Genomic DNA, 15,617 nt, shown 5'->3' on the forward strand with positions numbered 1-15,617 from the left:
AGTTTTGTTATTTTTAAGTTATTTAGCTTAGCATTATTAAAGGAACTATCCATAGCTGCATAGGGGATTGTCCATTGTTTTTTATAATTGAAGTCATAGTTTGTAATTATTAGGTCTAAGGAAATAACGACTAAATAAAATCATTGTTGTTTTTCTGAATTGTTTTCATTATAGTTTTGTAAACTAAATATAATCCCCACGGGTATAAATAATAATATTGTTGTATATAGCCCTCCAGAAAACGAATAATGTACAAGGCCAACCATTAATATTATAAGAGCATATAAATGCTCCTTATTACTCTTGGATTGTTTGATGCCTAAAAGAAAACCTTTGAGAAGCACTGGGAATATTAGTATTGCTCCTAGCATTCCAGTTGCCATTAATATTTCTACTATAAAATTATGGGGGTATATATTTCCAATTTCTATTCTACCACCAATCAACTGATTGTCGAAAAAATGATTTATTGCATTTCTCCATAAAGTTGTCCGCCCCCCGCCTTGATCTTCAGTAGTCTTGCTCAATCTTGTGAAAAGGCCACTCCCGCTAGCGTTAACTAACCAAACTAATAAGGGAGAAATAATAAAAGAACTTAGTAGAATTTTCATTTTTTGTTTGGAAGGGCCAAATATGATAAATAGAGGAAGAGTAGTTACAAGCACAACTACTGATCCCCTGGAGGCACCATACAAAAATAAAACTAGGGATATAAAAATTGTAGAAATTAGAAATATGACCTCAATTTTACTGTTCTTCTTATAAATAACTAATTTAAAAATACATAATAAAATGGTTAAGACACCCGTGTATGACATAGCTAATGGATTTAGAACAGCTTCACCGGTTTCATAGGATATAGCATTAATTCTGCCAACACCACTAATTAAATATTCACCATATAAATATATGCTAACTATACCAAGAATAAATCCTGAGTAAATAAATCCAGATATAATATTTAACCAATATCGCCTTATATCCAAGGAGCAATAGCAGATAAAAGGAATAACAACATAAATAATGGAATATAGAATATATTCATACCAAGGCCTGCTTAAGGTCCCAGATGAGAATTCTGTTATAGTATAGAGTACTTTTAAAGAATAAATGATCCAAAAAAATATAAACAATGAGATGAAAAATGATAATTTATGAAAGACAAGATTAAAACGATTTTTATGTATTACATACAGCATTAAGATTGCCATTAAAACTCTTAGAGGTTGCGAATAAAATCTACTTATCTCTCCTAAGTTTAATGCAAAAATGATGGCAAGCCCAGCATAGTATCCGCCGTAGGCGAAAAAGGCAATAATAAAAACGATTCTAGACATTAATATAATTTTTAATCTTAAAAGGCTTGAAGGGATTAATGCATTTATTATAGAGCCCTGATTCTAATAGTCTAATGTGCTAATAACTATAAATATTCTAAGCCAATAACATTTAATATTTAAAATAAAGAGATATCATTTCCTTCTAAAACTTTTAATTATAGAGATTATAGGGGCGATTTCTTTTTGTAGCAGCACTGAAAATAAAACTAAGTATAAAGTAAAATAAATAGCGAAATTTATATAAAACGGGACATTTAATATGGGTGCTAAAAAAAATGTGATTAAGATTACTGGTAATGTAATTAAGGTTGGTTTATAAATGGACTTCATTAAATTATAATAGTGGAAATCAATAAATTTACTGACGTAGTACTGTGCTATAAATAAATTAATTACATTAATTAAAATTACTGCGATGGATGTACCTATTACTCCATATAAATACGTCCCGAAAAAAATTAAAGGAATATCTAAGAAAAATGTTACAACGAATTGAATTTTCATTTCTAATTTGGGTTTGCCAATACTTCTTAAGACAACAGGAAAAGTACTTGACATTGTGCCTATGAATTGTGAAACAGCTAAGAGTTGTAACGGTATTACTGCCATAGACCATTTATCTCCAAAAAATATAGTGATAAATGTATCATTAAAAACTATAAAGAAACCCATAAATGGAAAGACCAGTAGAGAATTATACATAGTCACTGTTGCATAATATCTTTTTAAAGATACTTTGTCTTCCTGTAACTTTCCAAAAACGGGGTACATTATCTGATTAATTATTGTAATCAAATTTGTTTGGAATTGAGAGGTGATCATCATTGCTAAAGAGTATGCTCCCACCAGTGAAGAGGTAAGAATTCGACCAATGAATAGATAATCAATATTACCAGCCAGGTTCCCCAGTAAATTTGTTCCTGTTGTGAATACTCCAAAACCAAATATATCATTAAATGCTTTGCGTTCCCATGTAATCTTAGGTTTCCAATTGGTAAATTTGAAATATAATGGCATAACAACTACAAAAGTCGCAACTGAATTGAAAACAAGTGCCCATATCCCAAAACCTAAATAAGCTAGAACTAAGGCTAGAGTTCCTGAAAAAATTCCTGCAATGTTATTTATTAAGGCAATCTTTTTAAATTCTAAATTTCTTGTTAGAATTGCTTTTTGAATAGCATTTATTGGGCTGGAAAGTATTCCGAGGCTTAGTACCGGGATTATGGATAAAAGAATAGGTTCATCGTAAAAATTGGAAGCTACCGGAGAAATAATAAAAAAAACAATAATATATAGAAAAATAGACCATACAATTCCAGACCAAAATGCCGTATGGAAATGCTCTTCTCTTAGTTCTGACTCTTTCATTTGTACGATTGCCGCACCGAAACCTAAATTTGTGAAAACTTGAATAAAGGTGGTGAAGACAGCGGCCATGGCGACAACGCCAAACTGATCTGGGAATAATATTCTAGCTAGGACCAGTTTAATAATAAAATCGAACGACCTATGTATAGCTAGTGATATGAAGTTCCAAATAAATCCCTTAACAATCCTTTGGTTTAACAGTGTTTTTTCCAAGTTATGTAGTTGCTATTTTTTTAAATATATTATTAAGGTAGTTAATGCGCATTCGCAGTTTCAAGGACTAATCTACCTATTGGATTATCAACTAATTAAAAACTTGCTTTTAAGTAAGTTTTTAATTGTAGTTTAACTCCAAACGCCTATTTCAAATATAGATAAACGGTATACTTATAGCACTATTATGAGGATTATTGACGGCAATTTTCGATTAGGCGGAGTAATTGTCAGTTATAAGTATTAGAATAGTTATTGGTTTTGTATTCAAGGGGGTCATGTAATGTGTGAAAATTGTCCTTTTACCGTAGGGTTTACTTACTCAAATATTTATATTATGGCGTCCTGATGTATGTTAAAGTACTTTCAACGAAATTATAAGCATTTCCGTAAGATCAAGGAAAAACCCCACTGAATGCGATTTCATTTTTGACTTTAAATTTGTTGTTATTTTCCAAAAGGAAATCGTTAAGATTAATCCATTAACAAGCTCAAAAAGCCTTTTTTTTGAAGGTAAAGGTGACCTTACTAGGATAATTGTAGAATAATCAATAGCTTATAATATCGAAAATCTATACCTAAGTTCAAATTATAAAACACCTGATATTATATATAAAAAAACTAATCCAGTGAAGCTTACTTCACTGGATTAGTTGAATTTGCAAAAAATGTCGATCTTAATTTAAACAGCGCAATATTTAATGAGGCAGTTTATCAAATTATTGACACGACACTTCGTTCCATACTCCTGATGGCAATTTATTGAATCCACTTGGAGCTATATTGTTACTGCCAATATTTATTTCGCCTATGTATTTAACACCGCCACTTCCATAAGCATATATTGACGAGTTTTCTTCAAAGGTGTTATTACAAATGTCCATATCTCCTACACGTATATTTAGGGCTATACTAGTTCCAGGATTAAATACGCAATTTTCTACAGTTATATGCTCTGCCCTACTTGGTATTAATCTTCCTTCATACCCCCCTGGGTTATTAAAAGTACAACCACTAAAAACATGGTTCCGGGATGTGCTATTGGGATAATTTGTAATGTTAAATATAGACATTGTAGCCATTCCACTAGACGGAACTTTACTTGTTAGACGGGGATTTGATGGAAGAGGACTTGTAAATGTTACATTGTAAAACTCCATATTTGCAGCAGTACCCTTAACAGCTCTACGACTAAAGTTTTTAAGCTCCGTACCCGTGACTATGAGCTTACAATCATGGATATAATCGTTAGTCGTCTGTTCTACTTGAATTAGGTCACCATCATCTCCCCAGGCGCCATCCCATATACCGCCATTTACATTTACCGTGGTTTTGGAGCTTGTGTCTAACCATCTAAGCCATAGACAACGGGATACTCCTTGCATATCACCTATTTTATCATTTTTTAAACTTTCCACGTCCGTACAATCGCAATCTGTGAAATTGTATTCACCTTGACTGGCGGTATTGGAACTCACTTCTACCCTCCATGCAACAGAGCGTGAATTAGAGCCGTACAATTTTTCTACATTAACATTTGTGGCATTGATTTGACTACGGACGAAGAAAGCTGATGCAATATTACGTTTTCCCTCAACGTCTAAGTTAAGTAAATTGGTAATTCCATTGGGTTTCGCGATATTAAAAGCTTGTGATACTTTAGTTGATGCGGTAACGATTGCACCATTGAAATCTATAGTTTGATCTCCAGGTTTATTTATATTTAAAGTTCCTGTAATTCTGAAGATAGCACCTTCATCAGCTACTAAAGAGCCTTCAGCATCTAGTGCCGCCTGTAAAGCCTTGGTGTCATCGGCTTTACCGTCACCTACCGCGCCAAAGGTGCTAAAATTAACATATCCAGTAGTGTCATCGGGCTGTGTTTTTTCCGCTTCCCCAACGTTTACTGTAACATTTCCGGTTGCGGTGGTTGTGGAATTATCGGGGTTGGTAACGGTAGCAGTGTAATCAAACTCATCTGTTCCACTCTTATCCTCGTCTGGGGTATAGGTAATGGTATTGTCATCATTAACAACGGCAGTACCTAAGGTAGGAGGGGTAACTTCAGTAATTATTACATTTTCAGGGACTACTACCACCTCGTCCTTTAAAGGGTCAATCACAATTGGATTGTTAGATAAGGTGGTTACAATGGAATTCGCTAAAATTGTATTAGGGGTTTCTACAACATAGTCTGCAATAAGATCGGTGTCTTTACTACAGGAATATCCAAATAGTAATACAAAAGTTAATAGGGTTAATTTAATAATGTTTAAGGGGTGATTCTTCATAAGTAATTTAAATTTAGGGCATTACCTTAACGATTAAAGCCGAGCAATATTATTTATTTTTTACATTTCAACCGACAAAAGGTGATGTTTTTTCGATGAAATGCACAATTCTGTCAAAATAAACATAAAGACTTGGTTGTTAGGGTACTACATTTTCTTTTAGATTTAAGGATTTTTATTACAAATACTTTTCTGGTTCTAATCTTGGTTCCAAACCAGTTCTTGATTGAACACAGACTTTATACGCAGGGAATTTGTAGATGGACTCCCTAAGGGGTTGGTTTAACATAGTTTTAAGACTATTATCGATGAACTGCACAGATATTTGTTCACTTGCCAGATTTATGAGATCTAATTAACTAGTTAATACGTATATATAGGCATCTTCTTTAGAGGGTTTGGATAGCCGTTATTACGGCGGTTAAGGGTTAAACTCAAATGTATATTTCTACCATCAGTTCATTTCATTGAACCTTATACCATATTAATTTTAATCTTACGTTTTTATGGGAACTGAGAAATGAAGGATTCTAGTTTATAACAATTATCTGAATAATTAGGTTCCAGTTTAGAAAGTATGCTATTTCCCTTATTGGGGATAGCAAGTGTTGTTCGTAACTAATAGTGACAACTAGTAATATTGAAACCAAGTCCTTGTAAAAATAAATAGGTCAAGATCAGATTCAAGGGATTGATAAAGGCCTAAGTGTCATTGAGGCTATAAAAGCACGCTACCGGTGACAGCTTATGGTTACAGTTGCATTATATCCCGAGTATATATCAATTGGGACACACAAACTTCTTGCAATTTAGATCAATCTTTTGGTGAAAAGTAAAATTGGAAAACTAGATTCCGAGGCCGGATGGCTGAACAACAAGATTGGTTACTTGTAAATGAAGAATGGATTTAATTCTTATAATTTATAATACTCCTTGTACCAGGCTACATATTGGGCCACGCCTTCCTGTATGGGAGTGCTGGGACTGTAGTTGTAATCCTTAATCAAGTCGTCCACATTTGCCCAGGTTCTTTTAACATCACCGGGTTGCATGGGAAGAAGCTCCCGATTGGCTTCTACACCAAGTTTTGTTTCTATTGCCTCAATAAAATCGATTAATTTAACGGACTTGTTATTGCCAATATTATAGAGCTTATAATAATTCTTGGTAGCGCTACGCTTGGAGAGATTTTTTTCTAAAACGCGTACAACCCCTTCGGTAATATCATCTATGTAGGTGAAGTCGCGTTCCATTTCCCCTTTATTGAATACTTTTATTGGCCTTCCAGTTATCATGGCTTCGGTGAATAGGGCCATTGCCATATCGGGTCTTCCCCAGGGACCATAAACAGTGAAGAACCGTAAACCGGTGGTAGCAAACTTGTATAAATGGCTGTAGGTATGGGCCATTAATTCGTTGCTCTTTTTGGTTGCGGCATATAGGCTAATAGGGTGATCCACATTATCCGTGGTTTCAAAGGGGACCTTTTTATTCATTCCATAAACGCTGGAACTACTGGCATATACCAAATGCTTAATTTGGTGGTGTCTACAGCATTCCAAAATATTTAGAAAACCTACGATATTACTATCTACATAAGCGTGGGGATTTTCCAAGCTATAGCGTACTCCTGCTTGGGCCGCTAAGTTGCAAACGACATCAAAATTTTGTTGTTTAAACAGTTGGGGAAGTAGGACACGATCTTCAAGATTAAGACGGACAAACGAAAAGGAGCTAGGATATATTTCACTATTGCTCAATTCGTTAAACTTTTCACTTTTTTTTCTATCAATCCCTAGCTCCTTTAACCGGGCATATTTAAGATTTATATCATAATAGTCGTTTATATTGTCAAGACCTACTACAGTATGACCTTTAGAAATAAGGGATTTTACGACGTAGAAACCAATGAATCCTGCTGCTCCAGTAACTAATATTTTCATAAGATAAATTTATAGGAGTTATTTACTTCCTTGTAATAGTGTGAAAAGGTATATTGAAAATAAGTACTTTTATTCTTGTCAGTTAAAATGGTTTAATAAATATCTTCACTATAATTCCTCAAACCTCTTTTTCTTCAAGGTCTTTTGTAAAGCGTACACAGGAACTTACAACTCATCGCCAGCATATTTCATTAATATAAACCCACTGCCTTACTACTGAAGATTATTAAATACGCCTAGTTAGACTCCCCAATCTTATAAAAATTAAACCCTATCTCGGTAAGTTTTTTCTTGTTCAGCAATCTTCTTCCGTCAAAAATAAAAGCGGGCTTCAACATTTTCTCATAGATAAGGGACCAATCATAGGTCTTAAACTCGTCCCACTCTGTTAAAATAGCTATGGCATGGGCGTCCTGGGTTTCAGCTAATGGTTCGTTAACAACCTTTAACAATTTTCTATTCTCCTCTGGCGATCTAGTGTTTAAGTAATTCAAATCGGCATAGATCTGTTCCTCTGAGACCTTTGGATCGTAGACCACTATCTCCGCTCTTTCCTCTAACAAGGCATCTGCCACATAAATCGCAGCAGATTCCCGGGTATCATTGGTATCTTTTTTAAAGGCCCATCCGTAAAAAATAATTTTCTTTCCGGAAACGGTATTGTATAAGGTGGAGACAATGGTATCGGCAAAACGCTTTTTTTGGTAATCGTTCATAATTATTACCTGCTCCCAATAGTCAGCCACTTCCTGTAGTCCATAGCTTCTAGCAATATACACTAGGTTAAGGATGTCTTTTTGGAAGCAGCTACCGCCAAATCCGACAGAGGAATTAAGGAATTTTGGTCCAATTCTACTATCGTACCCTATGGCCCTTGATACTTCCGCAATATTGGCATCTGTTTTTTCGCAAAGCGCCGAAATGGAATTGATGGAAGATACTCGTTGCGCCAAAAAAGCATTCGCTACTAATTTTGATAGTTCCGAAGACCATACATTGGTCTGAAGGATACGTTCTTTGGGAATCCATTTTTCATAAATGGCACTGAGAATGTTTTTGGCTTCTTTTCCGGAAGGGGTCTCGTCACCCCCAATTAATACACGGTCTGCATTTAGCAAGTCGTTCACAGCTGTTCCTTCCGCTAAAAACTCCGGATTGGATAGTATTTCGAAATCTACCCCATTGCCGGTATTGTCCAAAATGCTCTTTATGGCACTGGCGGTACGAACTGGAAGGGTAGATTTTTCTACTACAATCTTATCGTCCTTGGCTACCCGGGCAATATTTCGGGCGCAAAGTTCTATAAACTTTAAATCGGCCGCTTGTCCCTTTCCTTTCCCGTAAGTCTTGGTAGGGGTGTTTACAGAAATAAATATCATTTCGGCTTCATCAATAGCTTTATCTACCTCTGTGGAGAAAAAAAGGTTTTTCCCTCTAGTGGCACCTACAATCTCTGCCAATCCAGGTTCATAGATAGGTAGGTTGTCTAAATTGGGGTCATTCCATTGTGAAATTCGCGCTTCATTAATATCTACTACGGTAATTTGAATATCCGGGCACTGTTGTGCAATTACGGACATAGTGGGGCCACCTACATATCCGGCTCCGATACAACAAATTTTGGAAATTTTTCTCATGGTATAATCCTATAGATTGAATGCAAAGATTACAAATAAAATCAAATTACCTCGTTGTTTTGTGTTTTGCAGTTACATTTTATCGATAAACCCCCTTCTACCATGATTTTACTTCTTTCATCGGGTTTGGATTAGTATTTAATCGAGAATATTCAATCTTGAACGAAAGTAAGCAGCATAATTCCCTCTCGATAGAAACTATACGTAAATTTACTTGCCACAGATAAATGACCACACATTGATAACCAAATCGAAAATATGGCTTTCCTCGCCTCATATGGGCGGTTCCGAAGAAACTTTCGTCAAAGAGGCATTTGACACCAATTGGATTGCCCCTTTAGGACCCAACGTGGATGCTTTTGAGAAGTCTATTGAAGATTATTTGGGCAATGATTTAAATGTAGCAGTGCTAAGTTCTGGTACAGCAGCAATTCACTTGGCGCTAGAGTTACTGGGTGTAACAGATGGAGATGAGGTAATATGTCAGAGTTTTACATTTTCAGCTTCAGCCAATCCCATTACCTATTTGGGAGCGAAACCGGTTTTCGTGGATAGTGAAAGGGAGACTTGGAATATGTCACCCCAATTATTGGAAAAAGCTATTCTCGCAGGAATTGCCAAAGGGAAAAAACCGAAGGCGATTATTGCGGTACACTTATATGGTATGCCTTATAAGGTAGGGGAGATAACAGCGATTGCCGATAGGTTTAAAATCCCCATTGTAGAAGATAGTGCAGAAGCGCTGGGTAGCACGTACAATAATATGCCCTGTGGGGGCTTCGGAAAATTGGGAGTACTGTCCTTTAATGGAAACAAGATTATTACAACTTCCGGTGGAGGAGCCTTGGTTTCCAAATGTCTGGAGCTAAAAAGTAAGGCCGTTTTTCTGGCAACACAGGCAAGGGATAATGCCCCCCATTATCAACATTCCCATATTGGGTATAATTATAGGATGAGTAATGTATTGGCGGGTATAGGACGAGGACAGATGAAAGTATTGGAGGAAAGGGTGATGGCAAGAAGGAGGAACCATAAGTATTATATCGAAAAATTAGGGAAACAAACAGCTATAGAATTTTTGAAAGAGCCTATGGGTTTTCATTCCAACAGGTGGTTAAGTTGCATCTTGTTTCCTTCCTATGATACTAGGGAAAAAATAAGATTGGCGCTTTTAGATGAAAATATAGAATCTAGACCCTTGTGGAAGCCTATGCACCTACAGCCGGTCTTTTCAGATTGCGCCCAGTTCGTGGATGGGACTTCGGAAGACCTGTTTAATAGGGGGCTTTGTTTGCCCAGTGGCTCTAACCTTTCTGAGAATGATTTGGATCGAGTTGCTGAAATAATCATTAAAACACTGGCCATATGATACATAGTTACTTAACCATAAATACACGTAAATATTGCTCAAAATGGATCGTGCTGGCTATAGATTTGACGCTTACCGCACTTACCTTTGTAATGTCCTATCTGGTGAGGTTTAATCTCACCCTAGATTTTGACCTAAGTAAGTTAACCTTGCAATTACCATTGATAGTCGCCTTTGCTCTAATTGCTTTTTTAGTGACTGGATCTTATAAGGGAGTTGTTAGGCATACTGGGGTTAGGGATGTTTATAATATTTTTAATGCCATTTGCCTTGCTAGTATCATCACGATTTTCATGATTATTGTAAATAGGGAAATGGATTTTATGACGGGATTTACCATTCCAATTTCCATCATCATTATCCATAGCTTATTAAACTTTATTGCGCTAACAGCTTCTAGGTATATTTTTAAAACCCTCTATGACAATTTTATCAAGGATATCAAGATTACCAAAAACGTCCTTATATATGGAGCGGGAGAGTCTGGTATCCTTACCCAAAATGCATTGAGTAGTCACTCCGCTTTCGTATCCAGGGTGGTGGGCTATATTGACAACGACAAGGAGAAGGTGGGGAAAAATATTAATGGAGTAAAAGTCTACGGCCCGGAAGTCTTAACCTTAAACTTCATAAAAACTCACAATATCAGTGAAGTTATATTCTCTATTCAGAAAGTAGACCAAAATCGCTTAAGGACTATGGTAGGGGATCTGGTAGAATTGCCTGTGCAAGTTAAAATAGTGCCTCCCATTGAAAATTGGATCAATGGAGAGTTAAAGGTTTCACAGATCAAGCAGGTGCAAATAGAGGATTTATTAGATAGAGTTCCTATTAATATAAAAAATGAGCGGATTTTTAAGGAGTTGAAAGACCAGGTAATTATGGTTACCGGAGGGGCAGGCTCCATTGGTAGTGAATTGGTAAGGCAAATTGCGAATTATGAATATAAGTCGCTTTTGGTGATTGACCAAGCAGAGTCTGCACTTTACGATTTACAACAGGAATTGATCCAGAATGGCTTTCATAATTTTATCCCAATCGTTGGGGATATTAGGGACAAAAACAGAATGGCGAGTATTTTTCAGGAATTCCGACCGGATTTGGTTTTTCACGCTGCAGCCTACAAGCATGTACCCTTAATGGAATATAATGCCTACGAGGCCATAAAAATAAATGTGGCGGGAACAAAAGTGGTGGTAGACCTTTCTTTGGACCATAAGGTGAAGAAATTTATTTTTATCTCTACGGACAAGGCGGTGAACCCAACTAATGTAATGGGGGCCACCAAAAGAATTTCTGAAATGTACATTAGCTGTGCACAACAGTTTAACAAGACCAAGTTTATTACCACCCGTTTTGGGAATGTACTGGGTTCCAATGGCTCTGTAATTCCGTTGTTTAAAAAACAGATAGAGAAAGGAGGTCCGTTAACCGTTACCCATAAGGAGATTACCCGTTATTTTATGACTATCCCAGAAGCTGCCCAATTAGTGTTGGAAGCAGGAGGTATGGGCGAAGGAGGGGAAATATTTATTTTTGATATGGGAGACTCTGTAAAGATATTTAATCTGGCCAAGAACATGATCAAATTGTCTGGATTGCGTTACCCAGAAGATATAGATATTAAAATAACAGGTCTAAGGCCAGGAGAAAAACTCTATGAGGAGCTGTTGGCCAATGGCGAGAATACCATGCCCACTTATCATAAGAAGATTATGATAAGCAAGTGCAGGGAGTTTAATTATGACCAAATTAGATCTAAGATAAATGAGTTGTGTGTAAGCAATATGTTTTTCAATGAAAACATTGTATTGCTTATGAAAGAGATTGTGCCAGAGTATATATCCAGTAATTCTGAGCTATGTAAATTGGACAAGCAGCGGTTAGATAAGCAAAAGGAGAATTCTATGCCAAAAATTATACAAACCTAAGTAAATAACTGTTCCAATAGCATCAACACAATGACCAATTCACCTAAAACCACCTATATGAAAATCAAATCTTTCGGTATAATAGCCAGCGTACTATGTCTTTCTATCATACTTCTCTCTTCCTGTGCCTCCAAGGCAAGGGTAGTCTACTTTCAAAATGCAAGTGGGTACGAAACTATGGTAGAAGAGCACAGCTTTACTCCAAAGTTTAAAGTAGATGACCTTGTTAGTATTCATGTCTCCACCCTAGATCCAGAGGCAAGTACTCCCTTTAATTTATTTAAAGGTGCTTCTGAGGGCGGTTTCCGTCCAGAGCAAATAGATTATCTTATAGACCAAGATGGTAATATTAATTTTCCCGTTTTAGGAAAGGTGAAAATTGCTGGTCTTTCCCCCGAGGAAGTGAGGGTATTGTTGTCGGAAAGATTAGCAGACTATCTAAAAGATCCCATAATTAATATTCGCTTGGTGAACTTTAAAGTGACCGTTCTAGGAGAGGTGGCTAGGCCGGGGACGTATCCTGTAAATGGAGAACGAATCACTGTTTTAGAAGCATTGGGTTTAGCGGGGGACCTCACCATCAAGGGGATGAGGGAAAATGTAATGGTTATTCGAGATTTTGATGGAACTAAGGTTTATACCAGATTAAACCTGACCCAAAAAGAGGTTATGAATTCGCCTGTTTACTACCTTACCCAAAATGATGTGGTGTATGTAGAGCCCAATAATTCGGCCATCGCATCTTCCAGTTTAGATAGTAGAACTACTATTGCTATTTCACTGGCTTCCTTAGTGATTACCTCTGCCATTCTCTTTATTACGAGAAATTAAATATTAACCGTTTATTCCAGCTTATTTCATGAGCCCCAAAACTGAATTTAACAAATCGGAGCATCCGGATCTAAATGAAATTGTAAATCAATACACCAGACACTGGAAATGGTTTATAGTATCTATAGCAATTGCCCTTGCGATGGCGTTTATTTATCTCCGCTATACCAAGCCGGAGTATGTTGCTGAAGCAAAAATTCAAATTCTTGACGAGAAAAGCTCAGGACCCGGTCTTGGGATGTTTCAGGAATTGGAGTTGTTATCAGGTAGTAACACCGCCGTAATCGATGAGATAGAAATAATTAAATCGAGATCCAATTTTATAGAGGTGGTGAAAAAACTGGGACTCAATACTAGAATAATGGCCCAAGGGAAGATTATGGAAACGGAACTGTATAGCAATTCGCCGGTTAAAATAAATTTTATTGAAGCAGATTCCATTATTAACAAAGCAACTTTCCAATTTTTCTTGGAACCTTCATCACCTACAGTCTTTGGATACAGTGAGGATGAGAATGCCCCGGTTAGACCGTTGGCCTTTGGGAAAAATATCCCAACTCCAATTGGCGATATTGTAATTACTCCAAATTTGGAGAACTTTGAGCGTTATAAGAACTTTAAGTTGAAAGTGGTGGTAGACCCAGTAACCTTGGTGGCTCAAACCTATCGAGATAAGATTAGGATTGTTACTAATGATAAGGTATCCAATATTCTTAATATCTCCTTGAATGATCCTATAGAGGAAAAGGCAATTCATATCCTGGATGAGTTGATTCAGATCTATAATAAAAATGCCATAGATGATAAACGTGAAATAGCGGACAGGACTTCCAACTTTATAGATGACCGGATAGCAGAAATTTATGGAAATCTTTCCTCAGTAGATCAATCCGCAGAAGATTTTAAAACTGATAGGGGGCTGACTGATATCGCTTCCGAAGCCAACATTAACTTAAATGTAGGGGTCGCTAATCAACAGGAGTTGGCTGGGATGCGAACCCAACTAAATATAGCCTCTTCTATGAAGGATATTTTGGAGCAGCAAGGGGGCTTTGAAGTACTGCCGGGTAATATTGGGCTGAATGATCCTAGTATTAGTAGTGCAACTTCGAGGTATAACGAGTTGGTGTTGGAGCGAAAGAGGTTGTTGAAAAGTTCTAATGAGAAAAATCCCGTAATTGTAAATTTAGACCAGCAAATATTGGGCCTAAAGCGGAATATTGAGTCCAGCTTAAATAGTACGGTAGATAATCTTGGGATGCAGGTGAGTGCATTAAGTGGACAGCAAGCCATATTTAATTCCAAAATTTATTCCTCTCCTAAAAATGAAAGGGCACTTAGGGATATTACCAGGCAACAGCAAACTACAGAGCAATTATACTTGTATTTGCTACAGAAAAGGGAGGAGGCCCAAATTGCAGTTGCTTCCACCTCTCCAAAATCTAAAATCATAAATCCAGCGCACAATCCCAGTCCCTTTCCTGTTTCGCCGAAAAAGAAGATTGTTTATTTGGCCTTTTTTATTCTCGGGGGACTTGTGCCATTTTCAATAATTTATGGTGCTAATTTGTTGGATAACAAGGTGCACAATATGCACAGTTTGGAAAGGGTAGCCAGTAATATTCCCGTTTTGGGAGAGTTACCGCGATTATCCAGTAAGGAACAAAAAATAATTGGAAAGGAAGATCGTTCTGTACTCGCGGAATCTCTTCGGATCATTAGAACCAATTTGGACTATCTAATTAAAACTGACCGCGGTGCTTCCGAAGGTAAAAACAATATAGTTTTTGTGACCTCTAGCGTACCCGGAGAGGGAAAATCTTTTCTGTCCACTAATTTGGCTATGACCATCGCCAGTACCGATAAGAGAGTATTGCTGCTGGGGGCAGATGTTCGTAATCCCAAGTTATTCTCCTTTTTTACTGGCAGTAGTACACAAAGAATAGCTGACTTATCGTCTAAAAAGAAGGTAGGTCTTACGGAATACTTGTATGATGACTCCTTGGAATTAAGGGAAATTATACATCCTATGAAGGTTTTTAAAGAAACTATGGATGTTATTTATTCAGGACGTATACCACCTAACCCAGCTGAATTGTTGATGAGTAAACGGTTTAAAGAACTATTTAAAGATGTTTCTGAACACTATGATTATGTAATTGTAGATACTGCTCCCTTAATGGTGGTGACGGATACTCTTTTAATCAGTGAATATGCCAATCATATAATTTATGTTTCTCGTGCTGGTACTACTGAGAAAAAAGCAATACAGTTTCCAATAAAACTTCAGCAAGAAGGTAAAATAAAAGGCCTGTCGTTTGTTGTGAATTATGTAAAAACCTCCAATCTTGGTTATGGGGGGAAATATGGCTACGGTTACGGCAAGCAGCATAAAAAGTGGTGGAAGTTTTAACCGACCTACCTCAGAAAGTAAAAATGAACTATAAAACTCCGATAGTTAACCTGTCGGAGTTTTTTTATAGTAGTTATAAAACCTTAACTTTTTAACTGGATGGAAGGTAATTTTTTGGATGATATCGCACCAAAAATTTAAGTCAGCAATTCATTTATTAGTCAATACCTATTGCCTAATGAATTGTGATGAAATTATTTATACTATAGCTTTGTTGCAGATAGGGGGATAACCAGCTTATTTTACCTAAAAGCCTTTCAATCACCTAAGAATTATCT

At 36.6% G+C, this 15,617-nt stretch carries 9 protein-coding genes; 4 read left to right on the forward strand and 5 right to left on the reverse strand.

Going from position 1 to position 15,617, the window contains the following annotated elements; translation table 11 throughout:
• Nucleotides 1-140: 140 nt before the first annotated feature.
• The 5 genes from BV214_RS12735 to BV214_RS12755 form a co-directional block, all read right to left on the reverse strand.
• Nucleotides 141-1,337 (reverse strand): O-antigen ligase family protein, encoded by a 1,197-nt coding sequence (locus BV214_RS12735; RefSeq protein WP_086477894.1) that lies wholly within the window; start codon nucleotides 1,335-1,337, stop codon nucleotides 141-143.
• A 135-nt stretch (nucleotides 1,338-1,472) separates the two neighbouring features.
• On the reverse strand, nucleotides 1,473-2,924 hold the full coding sequence (locus BV214_RS12740) for a lipopolysaccharide biosynthesis protein (protein WP_086477895.1): 1,452 nt from the start codon (nucleotides 2,922-2,924) through the stop codon (nucleotides 1,473-1,475).
• 719 nt (nucleotides 2,925-3,643) lie between these two features.
• Nucleotides 3,644-5,215, reverse strand: a complete 1,572-nt coding sequence (locus BV214_RS12745) for an Ig-like domain-containing protein (RefSeq protein WP_086477896.1) — start codon at nucleotides 5,213-5,215, stop codon at nucleotides 3,644-3,646.
• A gap of 914 nt (nucleotides 5,216-6,129) precedes the next feature.
• Complete coding sequence (locus BV214_RS12750; protein ID WP_086477897.1) at nucleotides 6,130-7,158, reverse strand: NAD-dependent epimerase; 1,029 nt, start codon at nucleotides 7,156-7,158, stop codon at nucleotides 6,130-6,132.
• 236 nt (nucleotides 7,159-7,394) lie between these two features.
• Nucleotides 7,395-8,795, reverse strand: a complete 1,401-nt coding sequence (locus BV214_RS12755) for a nucleotide sugar dehydrogenase (protein WP_086477898.1) — start codon at nucleotides 8,793-8,795, stop codon at nucleotides 7,395-7,397.
• Between the two features lie 238 nt (nucleotides 8,796-9,033).
• Between BV214_RS12755 and BV214_RS12760 the strand changes: the two genes are divergently transcribed.
• From BV214_RS12760 to BV214_RS12775, 4 genes are read left to right on the forward strand one after another with little or no spacing between them, the layout of a single operon-like run.
• Complete coding sequence (locus BV214_RS12760; RefSeq protein ID WP_394334940.1) at nucleotides 9,034-10,164, forward strand: DegT/DnrJ/EryC1/StrS family aminotransferase; 1,131 nt, start codon at nucleotides 9,034-9,036, stop codon at nucleotides 10,162-10,164.
• Complete coding sequence (locus BV214_RS12765) at nucleotides 10,161-12,095, forward strand: polysaccharide biosynthesis protein (protein ID WP_086477899.1); 1,935 nt, start codon at nucleotides 10,161-10,163, stop codon at nucleotides 12,093-12,095. Before BV214_RS12760 ends, BV214_RS12765 begins: the two co-directional genes overlap by 4 nt.
• Nucleotides 12,096-12,152: 57 nt before the next feature.
• Complete coding sequence (locus tag BV214_RS12770; RefSeq protein ID WP_086477908.1) at nucleotides 12,153-12,926, forward strand: polysaccharide biosynthesis/export family protein; 774 nt, start codon at nucleotides 12,153-12,155, stop codon at nucleotides 12,924-12,926.
• A gap of 28 nt (nucleotides 12,927-12,954) precedes the next feature.
• Entirely contained in the window at nucleotides 12,955-15,339 is a 2,385-nt protein-coding gene (locus BV214_RS12775) for a GumC family protein (RefSeq protein WP_086477900.1), read from the forward strand.
• The last annotated feature ends 278 nt before the right edge of the window (nucleotides 15,340-15,617 follow it).

Origin of the sequence: Arenibacter amylolyticus (assembly GCF_002150785.1) — a bacterium.
Lineage (GTDB): Bacteria > Bacteroidota > Bacteroidia > Flavobacteriales > Flavobacteriaceae > Arenibacter > Arenibacter amylolyticus.

Bases quoted from the DNA above. Each gene is read 5' to 3' on its own strand.
- BV214_RS12735 (WP_086477894.1), bottom strand. From the start codon at position 1,337: ATGTCTAGAATCGTTTTTATTATTGCCTTTTTCGCCTACGGCGGATAC.
- BV214_RS12745 (WP_086477896.1), bottom strand. From the start codon at position 5,215: ATGAAGAATCACCCCTTAAACATTATTAAATTAACCCTATTAACTTTT.
- BV214_RS12750 (WP_086477897.1), bottom strand. From the start codon at position 7,158: ATGAAAATATTAGTTACTGGAGCAGCAGGATTCATTGGTTTCTACGTC.
- BV214_RS12755 (WP_086477898.1), bottom strand. From the start codon at position 8,795: ATGAGAAAAATTTCCAAAATTTGTTGTATCGGAGCCGGATATGTAGGT.
- BV214_RS12765 (WP_086477899.1), top strand. From the start codon at position 10,161: ATGATACATAGTTACTTAACCATAAATACACGTAAATATTGCTCAAAA.
- BV214_RS12770 (WP_086477908.1), top strand. From the start codon at position 12,153: ATGAAAATCAAATCTTTCGGTATAATAGCCAGCGTACTATGTCTTTCT.
- BV214_RS12775 (WP_086477900.1), top strand. From the start codon at position 12,955: ATGAGCCCCAAAACTGAATTTAACAAATCGGAGCATCCGGATCTAAAT.